The organism is Collimonas fungivorans (assembly GCF_028292705.1).
GTDB lineage: Bacteria > Pseudomonadota > Gammaproteobacteria > Burkholderiales > Burkholderiaceae_D > Collimonas > Collimonas fungivorans_B.
Map to the genome: position 1 here is coordinate 1 of NZ_JAQGLV010000196.1, position 13,109 is coordinate 13,109.

Below are 13,109 nucleotides of genomic sequence, written 5' to 3' on the forward strand. Positions count from 1 at the left end.
AAATTGGAGAAACAAGATATGCAACGCATCATGCTGCGCGCCAAGATCCATCGCGCAACCGTCACCCAGGCTGACCTGCACTACGAGGGCTCTTGCGGGATCGATGAAGACTTGCTGGAAGCGGCCGACATCCGCGAGTTTGAAAAGATCGAGCTGTACAACGTCAACAACGGCCAGCGTTTCTCGACCTACGCGATCCGCGGCAAGCGCGGCAGTGGCGAGATTTCCCTGAACGGCGCGGCTGCCCGCTGCGCCCACCTGGGCGACCTGCTGATCATCTGCACCTATGCTCCGCTTTCGAATGAAGAGGCCGCTAGTTACGTGCCGAAAGTGGTGTTTGTCGACGACAACAACCGGATTACCGGCCTGAAGAAAATCTAAGGCGAAGCTCGAGCTGCGCAAATCGGCAGCGCTGTCCTTCTATCAAGGGGAAACCATGGAAGTCACGCACACCATCACCAACCTGATCATTTTCGTACTGGCGATCTACGTCGGTTACCACGTGGTCTGGACCGTTACACCGGCACTGCATACGCCGCTGATGGCAGTCACCAACGCCATTTCCGCCATCATCATCATCGGCGCCATGCTGGCGGCCGGCCTGACCGAAGGCATCGTCGGCCAGATCGCCGGCACGCTGGCGGTGGCGCTGGCGGCCGTTAATGTATTCGGCGGCTTCCTGGTGACCCAGCGCATGCTGGAAATGTTCAAGAAAAAAGAGCCTAAGGCAAAACCTGCCGCCAAAGAGGGAGCGCAGCAATGAGCATGAACCTGGTGACCTTGTTGTACCTGATCGCCTCGGTCTGCTTCATCCAGGCGCTCAAAGGTTTGTCGCATCCGTCTTCGGCGCGGCGCGGCAATGCATTCGGCATGGCCGGCATGGCGATCGCAGTGGTGACCACGATTGCCCTGATCGTCAAGCTGAAGGCTGAGTCGCAGGGAGCCGGCCTCGGCTTCTGGCTGGTGGCCGGCGGCGTGGTGGTGGGCGGCGGCATCGGCGCCATGCTGGCCAAGCGGGTAGAAATGACCAAGATGCCGGAGCTGGTGGCGGCGATGCACTCGCTGATCGGCCTGGCGGCAGTGTGTATCGCGGTCGCCGCGGTGTCGGAGCCCTGGGCTTTCGGTATCGCTGCGCATGGCGAGGCGCTGCCAACCGGTAACCGCATCGAACTGTTCATCGGCACCTTCGTCGGCGCGATTACCTTCTCCGGTTCGGTGATCGCTTTCGGCAAGTTGTCGGGCAAATACAAATTCCGCCTGTTCCAGGGCGCGCCGGTCAGTTTCCGCGGCCAGCATTTCATCAACCTGCTGCTGGCGGTGGCGATGATCGGCCTCGGCATCATTTTTGTGCTGACCCAGGCCTGGCTGCCGTTCATCCTGATGGCGCTGATCGCCTTCATCCTCGGCGTGCTGATCATCATCCCGATCGGCGGCGCCGACATGCCGGTGGTGGTCTCGATGCTCAACAGCTATTCCGGCTGGGCGGCTGCCGGCATCGGCTTCTCGCTGAACAACTCGATGCTGATCATCGCCGGTTCGCTGGTCGGCTCCAGCGGCGCGATCCTGTCCTACATCATGTGCAAGGCCATGAACCGCTCGTTCTTCAACGTCATCCTGGGCGGCTTCGGCGGCGAAGCGGCGGCTGCCGCCGGCGGCGCGGCGCAACAGCAGCGGCCGGTGAAATCCGGTTCGGCCGACGATGCCGCTTTCCTGATGGGCAATGCGGAAACCGTGATCATCGTTCCGGGCTACGGCCTGGCGGTGGCGCGCGCCCAGCATGCCTTGAAGGAGCTGACCGAGAAGCTGACGCACAAGGGCGTGATCGTCAAATACGCGATCCATCCAGTGGCGGGGCGCATGCCTGGCCACATGAACGTGCTGCTGGCGGAAGCGGAAGTGCCTTACGACCAGGTGTTCGAGATGGAAGACATCAACGGCGAATTCGCCCAGGCCGACGTGGTGCTGGTGCTGGGCGCCAACGACGTCGTCAATCCTGCCGCGAAAGATCCGAAATCGTCGATCGCCGGCATGCCTATCCTGGAAGTCTATAAAGCCAAGACCGTGATCGTCAACAAGCGTTCGATGGCCGCCGGCTACGCCGGGCTCGACAACGAGCTGTTCTACATGGACAAGACCATGATGGTGTTCGGCGACGCCAAGAAGGTGATTGAAGATATGGTGAAGGCAGTTGAATAGACGCTGACTGTTCTCGTTAAAAAAGCCGCATCAGGTAAAACTGCTGCGGCTTTTTTCATTATGCGAGCGGGCGTGGATTCAGCGTCGGCCAAACATCATTTGCTGAGCCAGCAGACGCCTGGCGGGTTTCACCATATCGACCAGCCCCAGCGATAAGCCGAGCAGGGTTTGCGACAGGGCGCCGTCGGGGGCGCTGGCGAAGATGCGCGCCATGACGTCGGTGAGATGGATGGTCAAACTTCGGTCTGTCTTTCTGGCCAGGGCAAACTGATGCAGCGCATCTGGCCCGATATTCGGCCCGATGCTGCCGACCTCGCTGGCCAGCAAACGCGCCAGCACCGTGGCGTCGCGCAGGCCCAGGTTCAATCCCTGGCCGGCAACCGGATGCAGGGTTTGCGCAGCGTTACCGATCGCGACGGTCCTGGCGGTGGCTGCCGGGCGTGCATTCAGGCCGAGCGGAAAACTGTTGCGGGCCGAGGTCTTGGTAAATCGCCCGAGCCGGCCGCCGAAAGCTTGCGCCAGCGCCGCCAGGAACGCCGCATCGTCCAGCGCCAGCAGTTCGCTTGCCATGGCGGGGCGTACACACCATACCAGGGCGTAGTTGTTGCCGTGGCCGTCGTCCTGCGGCAGCAGCGCCAGCGGTCCCTGATCGGTAAAGCGTTCAAATGCGCGGTGCGCAACCGGCGCGCTGCTCTGGACGTGGGCGACGATGCCGATCTGCTGGTAGTCGCGCTGCAGGGACTTGTCGTCCTGAGCGCCGAACAGGCCGCCTTCGGCCTGCACCAGCAATTTGCTGCGCAGCATACGGCCGTCCGACAATTGCAGTTCCACGCCGTCGTCCTGTTCGGTGCTGGCGCTGACTTGCACCGGCCTCAGCAAACGGACGCCGGCCAGCGCCGGCAATGCAGCCAAGGCGGTGACCAGGGTGCCGTAACGCGTGACGTAGCCGAGCGCCGGCAGCTGGAATTCCTCGCGCTGGATCAGGGTGCGGCCGAAATGCGCGCGGCGCGATACGTGGATCTGGTGGATGGCGGTGGCCGCAATCGGCCAGGCGCCGATCTCTTGCAGGATCTGGCGGCTGCCATAGGACAGCGCAATTGAGCGCGGATCCTGCCTTGCCTGTTCGACTGTCTTGGCGTCGATCAGGGCGACGTTGTCGGCGGCTACGCCGCGCTTGACCAGCAAGGCAGCCAGGCTGAGGCCGACTGGACCGGCGCCGCAGATGGCGATGTCGACTTCGGCCTGCTGCTGATCGGTGCGCTTGCTCATGCCGGTAAACCCCATTTGCGCAGCTGGGTCGCTGTGACAGCAGGATCGGTATGGTGGATGGCGCGCCAGCCGAGTGCGCGCGCGGCCTCGACGTTGCGCTGGGCATCGTCGATGAATACCAGATGCTCCGCCTGGGCAGCCGGATAGTGCTTGCGGATGCGCTCCAGCATGCGCTGGTAAATGCGCGCATCGGGCTTGATCAGTTTTTCCTCGCCGGACACCAGCACATCCTTGAAACGCTGCAGCACCGGCTGGAACGGATGGGTATTGCGGGCATAGGGGAAAGTTTCGGCCGACCAGTTGGTCAGCGCATACAGCGGCACGCTGGCGCTTTCCAGCGCCTCGAAAATCGCCATGCCTCCCGCCAGCGTGCCGCCCAGCATTTCGGTCCAGCGCGCATAGAAAGCGCTGATCAGCTCTGCATGATCCGGATGGCGCGCGCTCAGCATGGCGGTCGCTTCGCTCAGCGAACGGCCGCCATCCTGCTGGACATTCCATTCGCCATTGCAGACATTTGCGAGGAACCACTTGCGTTCGGCCTCGTCGGCGATCAGCTTGCGGTACAGGTAATCCGGATTCCAGTCGAACAGAACGCCGCCGAGGTCGAACACGACGATGGTGGGGGTTGTCGTTACCGCTGTAGTTGCTTTTGTCATCGACGTCACTTGCGCATCAACGCTTCGATCTCGGCCAGCGCTGTCGGGACGTCGCTGGTCAGGTTGAGGTTGCCGTCGGCGGTGACCAGGATGTCGTCTTCGATGCGGATGCCGATATTCCAGTATTGCTCCGGCACGCCTTCGGCGGGACGCACGTAGATGCCGGGTTCGACCGTGGTGACCATGCCGGGCAGCAACTTGCGCCACGGTTTTTGCTGGCCTTCGGGGGCCGCTTCGCCAGGTTCGCGGTAGGCGCCGACGTCGTGCACATCCAGGCCGATCCAGTGGCCTGTGCTGTGCATGTAGAACTGGCGGTAGTCGCCGTTGGCGATCACGTCGTCGAGCGTGCCGGTCTTGTTCTTGTCGAGCAGGCCGGTATCCAGCATGCCTTGCGCCAGCACCCGCAGCGCCGCGTTGTGGCCGTCGATGAAACGTTGTCCCGGCCGGGTTGCGGCGATCGCCGCGTGCTGCGCTGCCAGCACGATTTCATACAAGGTTTTTTGCGGGCCGGAGAATACGCCGTTGGCCGGGAAGGTGCGGGTGATGTCGGACGCATAGCTTTCGAATTCGCAGCCGGCATCGATCAGCACCAGGTCGCCATCCTTGAGTTCGGTGTTGCCGGCGCGGTAGTGGAGCACGCAGGCGTTGGCGCCGGTAGCGACGATCGAGGTATAGGCCGGCGATTCAGCGCCGTTGCTGCGGAATTCATGCAGGATTTCCGCTTCCAGGTGGTACTCGCGCAGGCCGGGGCGCGCCATGCGCATCGCGCGGCAATGGGCGCCGGCGGCAATCTGTCCCGAGCGCTGCATGATCGCGTGTTCTCCCGCATCCTTGAACAGGCGCATTTCGGCCAGCAACGGATCCAAACTGTGGATGGTGGCCGGCGCGCTGATGCCGACGCGGGCCTGGCCGCCCAGCTTGTTGAGCCAGCCTTGCAGCTGGGCGTCGCGATTGGCTTGTTTGCCTAGCGAATAAAAGATTGCCGGCGCGTCGGCCAGCAGTTTCGGCATTTCTTCGTCGATGGCGTCGATGGCATAGGCCGCGTCGAAACCGAGCTGTTCGCGTGCGGCGTCGGGGCCGAAACGAAAGCCGTCCCAGATTTCCCGCTCGAGGTTTTTTTCGCGGCAAAAGAGGATAGCCTTGGGATCCTTGCCGGCGACCAGCACGATCACGGCGTCCGGTTCGGTGAAGCCGGACAGGTAATAGAAACTGCTGTCGTGGCGGTAAGGGAAATCGGAATCGGCGTTGCGGGCCGCCTCGGGAGCGGTCGAGATAATGGCGACGCCGCCGCCCATGGCCTGCATTTGCGCAATCAGTTTGCTGCGGCGTGTGCTGTAAGGAGTCATGCTGGCGTCTTTCTGGAGTAGGTTGGTTTGCTGCCGCTTATTTGTCGATGACTACAGCGGCGCGTTCAGTTGATTCAGGCGTTCGATGGTGCCGACATCGGTCCATTCGCCGCGATATATCTCGCCGCCGATTTGGCCGCGCGCGGCGTATTCGCGCAACAGGGTAACCAGTTTTTCCGACTGGCCGGCGCTGACGGCGTCGAACATGTCGGGGCGATAAACGCCGATGCCGGAGAACGTGTAGGTATGGCCCGGTTCGCCATCGTTGCTGACGGAAAAACTGTGCAGGCCAAAATCGCCTTGCGGATGGTGCGGCGGATTTTTCACCAGGTAGAGCCAGGCGTTGTCGCGTTTGTCCAGGGCATACGGCTGGCCCCAGATGTCATTGTCTTCCAGCGTATGCTTGACCTGTGCGAAATCGAAATGCGGGCAGTAGACATCGCCTGCAATCGCCACGAACGGCGCTTCGCCCAGCAGGTGGCGGGCGTTGGCGATGCCGCCGGCGGTTTCCAGCGCCACCGTTTCCGGCGAGTAGGCGATGGTTGCGCCGAATTTGCTGCCGTCGCCCAGCGTGTCTTCGATCATCTGTCCGAGATGGGCGTGATTGATCACGATCTCGGTAATGCCGGCGCGCACCAGGTTGACGATGTGCCAGACGATCAGCGGCCGGCCGCGCACCTTGAGCAAGGGTTTGGGAATGGAGTCGGTCAGCGGGCGCATGCGCTCTCCGCGGCCGGCGGCAAAAATCATGGCTTTCATTGTTTTGCTAAATTTTTCTGATACTTCAAACCTATAGTTTAATCAATTGAGGACAGAGTAATTCGTCGCGCTGCGGCGACTCTTAAACTCTGTCCCCAATGCGCTTAAAACGTGTAACCGACTTGCACGGTCTTGTCTTCCAGCTTGTCCAGCAACCGCACCAGCGGAATCAGCTCGCGGTAGCGCAGCGCGGTCTTGCGGACGTAGTCCATGACCAGCGGGATGTCTTTCAGGTAGGCTTCCTTGCCGTCGCGGTGATACAGGCGAGCGAACAGGCCGAGTATCTTCAGGTGCCGCTGCAGCCCCATGTATTCGAAATCGCGGTAGAAGGTGTCGATATCCGGGGCGACCGGCAGGCCGGCGCGCTTGGCGCGTTCCCAGTAGCGGATCATCCAGTCGAGCACTTGCGCTTCCTCCCACTGGATGTAGACATCGCGCAGCAGCGAGACGATGTCGTAGGTGATCGGGCCGTACAGCGCGCCCTGGAAATCCAGCACGCCGGGATTGCCGGCCGGCAGCACCATCAGGTTGCGCGAGTGGTAATCGCGGTGGATGAATACCTGCGGCTGCGCCAGGTTGTTGGCCAGGATGGCATCGAACACCTTGTTCAAATCCGCGGTTTGCTGGTCGGTCAGCGTTGCCTTCAGGTGTTTGCCCAAATACCATTCGGGAAATATTTGCAATTCTCGCAACAGGAAGGCGCGGTCGTATTCGGGCAAGACGTCGGGCTGGCTCTTGGTTTGCAGCAACACCAGGGCATCGATGGCGTCCATATACAGTTTCGGCGCGCTATCGTCATTCAGTTGCTGCAGGTAGGTCGTGGAGCCGAGGTCGGACAGCAGCAGGAAGCCGCGTTCGACATCTTGCGCCAGGATAACCGGCACCGACAGGCCGATGCCGGCAAACAGTCCGGCAATCTCGATGAACGGCCGCACATCTTCTTGCGGCGGCGGCGCATCCATGACGATCAGGGTCTTGCCGTCAACCGTGCCTGGACCGGCCGTATCCAGCCTGAAATAACGCCGGAAACTGGCGTCCGCAGAGGCTGGGCGGAGGGTTGCAGGGAGGGTCGGGACGGCGCTGAGCGCAGTTAACCATTCGACAATTTGGGTCTGACGCAGATCAGGCAAAGCAGGGGCAGACGGTGACAAAGGCATTGAGCAATCCAGTATTACAGTTATCGGTGGTGAGTTCCCATATAATAAGGGATTAATTTCAAAAAATCGCCTGCTATGGTGTTTGCCAAATTCATTTCATGACCCGGTCCTCCTCAGCGCTCCCCAAGCAATCCCAGTCACGTCCAGGTGGGGCCGCGTCCCAATTGCCTGCCTTGCGGCGCATGACTGTCCTGGTGGCTTCGGTCGTCGCGGCGGCGTCCATGCCTATGTGGGCATGGGCACAAACGACTGAAACGGTCACGCCGACTGTCCCCACCACCCAAAGCAGCGCCAAGCCGCCGCGCGTCAACGACAGCGATGCGCCGACCACAGTAGAGGCCGAGCAGATGACCGGCCGCCCGGACCGGCTGATCAACCTGGATAACGATGTCGACATGACGCGCGGCGAGACTAACGTCAAGTCCAACAAGGCGACTTACCGGATTGTCGAAAACGAGGCGGAAGCCCACGGCTGCGTGCGCATGAACCGCTACGGCGACAAGTACACCGGCGACGACCTCAAGCTGAACATGGATTCCGGGCAAGGTTTCCTGACCAATCCGACCTACTGGTTCAAGGCCAATGATGGCCACGGCAGTGCGGAACGCATCGATTTTATCGACGAGGACAAGTCAAAAATCATCACCGGCACTTACACCACCTGCCCGAGCACCAAGCCGGACTGGTACATCAAGTCGAGTACGCTGGATGTCGACAGCGGGCTGGGCGAAGGGGTTGCCCACAACGGCGTCCTGTATTTCAAGAGCGTGCCCATACTTGGTTCGCCGATCCTGTCTTTCCCTTTATCGAACGAGCGCCAGTCCGGTGTCTTGCCGCCGGTTATAGGGACCACCAACAACGGTGGTTTTGAGTTCAACCTGCCTTATTATTTCAATATCGCCCCTAATCGCGATTTCACGCTGTACCCCAACATCATTACCCAGCGTGGTTTGCAAATGGGCGGAGATGCACGTTACATTGGGGATGGCTACAGCGGCCAAACCAAGATTGAGTACCTGCCGGACGACAAGCTGACCAAGACCAACCGTTATGCGGTGCAATCGATCCATTCGCAGACGCTGGCGCCTGGTTTCACTATGGGCTGGAATGTTAATTTTGCTTCGGATAACAATTATCCCGATGATTTCACGCGTTCGATCACCCAAAGCTCAACGCGGGTGTTGAATCGGGAATTCGATTTGAACTATAGCGGTTCATTCTGGAACGTGGCGGCGCTGGCTTCGCGCTATCAGGTATTGCAGGATTTTGATGCCAACGGCAATCCGACACTCAGCCGTCCGTACGACCGCTTGCCGCAAGTCACCCTGACTGCGGGCAAGCAAGACATCTATGGTTTTGACTGGACCGTGAACGCGCAGTACACCCGCTTCAGGAATAGCCAATACGACTTCCCGCAAACCAGCAGCACTTTGTTGCCGCTGGGCGGCGATCGCATCTACGTTAACCCACAACTTTCTTATCCGATTATTCGTCCGGGCTATTTCATTACGCCGAAGATCCAGCTGGATGCAACGTCGTATAACATCTCGCCGAATAAATTTGGCATACCGAATCCGATTCCGGCAGGTGCAACTCCGCTGGGGAATAGTTATAGCCGGGTGTTGCCGACCTTTTCGCTGGATGGCGGTTTGATTTTCGAGCGCGACGCCAAATTTTTCGGCAACCAGATGACGCAGACACTGGAGCCGCGCTTGTTCTATGTGCGTACCCCGTACCGTGACCAGAGCCAATATCCGTTGTTTGACAGCGCGGTGGCCGACTTTAATTTTGCCCAGATTTTTACCGAGAACCGCTATAGCGGCCACGACCGTATCGGCGACGCCAACCAGCTGACGGCCGCGGTGATTTCACGCTTTATCGAGGAATCGGGGATAGAACGCTTGCGCCTGGGTATCGGCCAGCGCTTTTACTTTACCCCGCCGCGCGTTTCATTGGGGGGGACGACCGATACCATCACCACCAGCCGCTCGGATCTGCTGCTGTCGGCAGGCGGGCAGGTGACTCAGGCGCTCGGTATCGACAATACGATCCAGTATAGTCCGAGCAATAACCAGTGGGTGCGCGCCAGCTCCATCATCAAATGGCAGCCGGGCCCGAAAAAAGTCATCAATTTCTCCTACCAGCTGGATCACAATAACGTCGATCCGCTGCTGCTGGACAATAAATACCTGAAGCAATTCGACGTATCGGCCCAATGGCCGCTGAGCCGCCGCTGGTACGGTGTCGGCCGGGTCAGTTATTCCTTGCAGGAAAAAACGGTCGGACAAAGCCTGCTCGGGCTGGAATACAAGGCCGACTGCTGGGTGTTCCGCGTGGTCGGCCAGCGTACGCCGACCTCGTCAACCCGCTCGACTACGGGTATATTCGTGCAACTTGAGTTGAATGGTCTGTCAAGCATCGGGTCCAATCCGATCCAAGCCCTGCGCAGCAGTGTCCCAGGTTATCAGAATGTTAATCAACCCGACTCTTTCATTAGCCGTTGAATCCGTCATTTTCACTTATGAACGTTTTTCCAATTATGCGTAAAACCAATCAAATCCAACTCGCTGCAATGGCATTCTCGCTGTTGTCCGTTACTGCCGGCGGCGCCTGGGCCCAAGCCGCATCGACGGCGCAAACTGCGCCGCCAGCGGTTGCGCCGGCGATTGTGCCAACTACCGCGCCGGTCGCCAAGCCAGCTGTGGCCAAGGCCAATCCGCAGACCGTCGATGCGATTGTCGCAGTGGTCAATACGGACGTGATTACCCAGCAGGAATTGGCCAAGCGCATGAGCGATGTGGTGCAACGCATGCGCGCCCAGAACATCGAATTGCCGCCGGTTGCCGAACTGCAGAAACAATTGCTGGAACGCATGATCCTGGAACGCGCCGAAGTGCAGCTGGCGAAAGAAAACGGCCTGTCGGTGGACGACGTCATGCTGGACCGAGCGATCAGCCGGATCGCCGAGCAGAATAAATTGTCGATGGGAGATTTCCAGAAGCAGCTGGCGCAGGACAAGATTCCTTACGCATCTTTCCGCGAAGAAATTCGCCAGGAAATGCTGTTGCAGCGCTTGCGTGAACGCGAAGTCGACAACAAGATCCAGATTTCGGAATCGGAAGTCGACAACTACATCGCCGCTGAAAGCGCTAACAAACAAACCGCCCAGGAACTGGATCTGGCGCAGATCCTGGTCCGGGTGCCGGAAAATGCCTCGGCCGAGCAGATTGCACAGCGCGCCAAGCGCGCTGAAGAAGCTATGCAGCAGATCAAGTCGGGCGGTAACTTCGCTGCCGTCGCCGCGGCCTATTCCGATGCCAGCGATGCCCTGACGGGCGGCGACATGGGCTGGCGCGCGCAGGACCGCCTGCCGGCGCTGTTTGTGGAGGCGGTCGCGAACCTGAATCCGGGCCAGGTGTCGAGCATCCTGAAAAGCGCCAACGGTTTTCATATCATCAAGCTGGTTAACAAGCGCGCAGCTGCCGCGGCAGCTGCGACTGACACGGCAGCTGCGCCAGTCCAGCAGACCCATGTGCGCCATATCCTGATCAAGGTGACGCCTACCGTGACGGCAGCCGAAGCGCGCCGCCGCCTGGTCGACCTGAAGGAGCGTATCGACAACAAGGCGGCAACGTTTGAAGATCTGGCCAAATTGTATTCGAACGATTTGTCGGCCTCCAAGGGCGGCGACCTGGGCTGGGTTTACCCGGGCGATACCGTGCCCGAATTCGAACGCGCGATGGATGCGCTGAAACCGGGCCAGATCAGCGATCCGATCGAGTCGCCATTCGGCTACCACCTGATCCAGGTGGTGGAGCGCAAGGCCAATGACGTATCCAAGGAACGCCAGCGCCTGACGGCGCGGATGGCGATTCGTGAACGTAAAACGGAAGAAGCCAGCAACGACTGGCTGCGCCAATTGCGCGACCGGACCTACGTGGAATACCGCAACGACGACCGTTGATTGCGGCGCACCAGCCAGCCTTGAGAGTAGTGCATGTCTGAATCATCTGCCGTTCCGCTGAAACCGCAAAGGCGGCCGATATTGGCCGTCACTTGCGGCGAGCCGGCGGGCATCGGCCCTGAAGTGTCGATCAGGGCGGCCTGGCAGTTGCGCGCCGAAATCAACAGCGTGCTGATCGGCGATGCCGCTTTCCTGGCGATGATCGCGGCCGAGATCGACCCGCAGATCCAGCTCGTAGCATTGTCGCAGCAAGCCTTGCGCAACAACGGCTTGCCGAATTTTCCCCCTGGCCAGATTGCAGTGATCGACTGCCCGCTCGATGCGCATGTGCAGCCGGGCCAGCTGGATGCGCGCAACGGCCGCGCCGTGTTGCGCACGCTGGATATCGCCATCAATGGCGCGCAGCAGGGGATTTTCGACGGCATGGTCACTGCACCATTGCAGAAAAGCACGATCAATGACGCTGGCGTGCCGTTCACCGGCCATACCGAATACCTCGCCGAGAAAAGCGCGACGGCGCAGGTAGTCATGATGCTGGCCACGGACCGGACCACGCCGCCGTTGCGGGTAGCGCTGGCGACTACCCACCTGGCCTTGAAAGATGTAGCGGCGGCGCTCACTTTTGACAGCCTCAGCCGCACCATCGACATCCTGCATGCCGACCTGCAGAAAAAATTCGGCCTGGCGCAGCCGCGCATCCTGGTGACGGGCCTGAATCCGCATGCCGGCGAGGGCGGTTACCTGGGACGTGAAGAAATCGATATCATCACGCCGGCGCTGGAAGCCGCGAAAGCGCGCGGCATCGCCGTCAGCGGCCCGTATCCGGCCGATACGCTGTTTCAGCAAAAATACCTGGCGGACGCCGATTGCGTGCTGGCGATGTATCACGACCAGGGTTTGCCGGTATTGAAATACGCCAGTTTTGGACACGGCATCAATATCACGCTGGGCTTGCCGTTCATCCGTACCTCGGTGGATCATGGCACGGCGCTGGATCTGGCTGCTGCCGGCCTGGGCCGCGCCGACCACGGCAGCATGCTGGCGGCGCTGAACGTTGCAGCGCAAATGACACGCATGAGTCAATCCGGGAAAGAGTAAGCTCGGCACGCTGCGCCGTCTTCAAGACGGCCTGCAAGCGTTTTGGCTTCTCCGCCTCGTAAACAAAGAAAAATATGAAGAACCACATTCCCCGCAAGCGCTTCGGCCAGAACTTCCTGACCGACGACACCGTGCTGTACAACATCATCAGCGCGATAGATCCGCAAGCCGACGACAACATGGTCGAGATTGGGCCGGGCCTGGCCGCGATGACGCGTTTGCTGCTGGAGTCGCTGCGGCAATTGCATGTAGTCGAATTGGATCGCGACCTGGTGGCGCGCCTGCAAAAGAATTTCGATCCGGCGCGCCTGCATGTGCATTCCGCCGATGCGCTGAAATTCGATTTCGCCAGCATTCCCCTGGCCGGCGACCGTAAGCTGCGCGTGGTCGGAAATCTTCCGTACAATATTTCCAGCCCCTTGCTGTTCCATCTGGCGCAGATTGCGCCGCAGGTGCAGGACCAGCATTTCATGCTGCAAAAGGAAGTGGTGGAGCGCATGGTCGCCGCGCCCGGCACCAAGGCCTTCGGCCGCCTGTCCGTCATGCTGCAATGGCGTTACAAGATGCAGCTGATGTTCATCGTGCCGCCGACCGCATTCGATCCGCCGCCGAAAGTCGAATCAGCCATCGTGCGGATGATTCCGATTGCCCAGCCCTTGGCATG

General features: G+C 60.3%; 12 protein-coding genes. 7 read left to right on the forward strand and 5 right to left on the reverse strand.

Annotated features, from left to right (window positions below; translation table 11 throughout):
- Positions 1–18: 18 nt before the first annotated feature.
- From panD to JWQ61_RS10965, 3 genes are read left to right on the forward strand one after another with little or no spacing between them, the layout of a single operon-like run.
- Positions 19–381: an aspartate 1-decarboxylase gene (panD, locus tag JWQ61_RS10955; RefSeq protein WP_304360572.1), complete on the forward strand. Its 363-nt coding sequence runs from the start codon at positions 19–21 to the stop codon at positions 379–381.
- Positions 382–436: 55 nt separating this feature from the next.
- The gene (locus tag JWQ61_RS10960) at positions 437–763 is read left to right on the forward strand and encodes an NAD(P) transhydrogenase subunit alpha (RefSeq protein ID WP_014007609.1); all 327 of its coding nucleotides are present in this window, start codon (positions 437–439) and stop codon (positions 761–763) included.
- The gene (locus JWQ61_RS10965) at positions 760–2,196 is read left to right on the forward strand and encodes an NAD(P)(+) transhydrogenase (Re/Si-specific) subunit beta (RefSeq protein WP_304360562.1); all 1,437 of its coding nucleotides are present in this window, start codon (positions 760–762) and stop codon (positions 2,194–2,196) included. The genes JWQ61_RS10960 and JWQ61_RS10965 overlap by 4 nt, the downstream gene beginning before the upstream one ends.
- A 78-nt stretch (positions 2,197–2,274) precedes the next feature.
- Here JWQ61_RS10965 and JWQ61_RS10970 read toward each other — a convergent pair whose 3' ends face one another.
- From JWQ61_RS10970 to JWQ61_RS10990, 5 genes are all read right to left on the reverse strand, one after another.
- A complete protein-coding gene (locus tag JWQ61_RS10970) occupies positions 2,275–3,465 on the reverse strand; it encodes an FAD-dependent monooxygenase (protein WP_304360563.1) in 1,191 nt (396 codons plus the stop codon).
- Positions 3,462–4,121: an HAD family phosphatase gene (locus JWQ61_RS10975; protein ID WP_304360564.1), complete on the reverse strand. Its 660-nt coding sequence runs from the start codon at positions 4,119–4,121 to the stop codon at positions 3,462–3,464. Before JWQ61_RS10975 ends, JWQ61_RS10970 begins: the two co-directional genes overlap by 4 nt.
- A gap of 5 nt (positions 4,122–4,126) precedes the next feature.
- Positions 4,127–5,467: an aminopeptidase P N-terminal domain-containing protein gene (locus JWQ61_RS10980; RefSeq protein WP_304360565.1), complete on the reverse strand. Its 1,341-nt coding sequence runs from the start codon at positions 5,465–5,467 to the stop codon at positions 4,127–4,129.
- 51 nt (positions 5,468–5,518) lie between these two features.
- Entirely contained in the window at positions 5,519–6,226 is a 708-nt protein-coding gene (gene murU / locus JWQ61_RS10985) for an N-acetylmuramate alpha-1-phosphate uridylyltransferase MurU (protein WP_304360566.1), read from the reverse strand.
- A gap of 104 nt (positions 6,227–6,330) precedes the next feature.
- Entirely contained in the window at positions 6,331–7,383 is a 1,053-nt protein-coding gene (locus JWQ61_RS10990) for an aminoglycoside phosphotransferase family protein (RefSeq protein ID WP_304360567.1), read from the reverse strand.
- Positions 7,384–7,604: 221 nt separating this feature from the next.
- Between JWQ61_RS10990 and JWQ61_RS10995 the strand changes: the two genes are divergently transcribed.
- From JWQ61_RS10995 to rsmA, 4 genes are all read left to right on the forward strand, one after another.
- A complete protein-coding gene (locus JWQ61_RS10995) occupies positions 7,605–9,887 on the forward strand; it encodes an LPS-assembly protein LptD (protein WP_304360568.1) in 2,283 nt (760 codons plus the stop codon).
- Positions 9,888–9,955: 68 nt separating this feature from the next.
- Entirely contained in the window at positions 9,956–11,347 is a 1,392-nt protein-coding gene (locus JWQ61_RS11000) for a peptidylprolyl isomerase (protein WP_304360569.1), read from the forward strand.
- Positions 11,348–11,380: 33 nt separating this feature from the next.
- On the forward strand, positions 11,381–12,445 hold the full coding sequence (pdxA, locus tag JWQ61_RS11005; RefSeq protein WP_304360570.1) for a 4-hydroxythreonine-4-phosphate dehydrogenase PdxA: 1,065 nt from the start codon (positions 11,381–11,383) through the stop codon (positions 12,443–12,445).
- Between the two features lie 74 nt (positions 12,446–12,519).
- Positions 12,520–13,109 (forward strand): 16S rRNA (adenine(1518)-N(6)/adenine(1519)-N(6))-dimethyltransferase RsmA (rsmA, locus tag JWQ61_RS11010; RefSeq protein ID WP_304360571.1); only part of this gene is annotated, 590 nt, incomplete at its 3' end.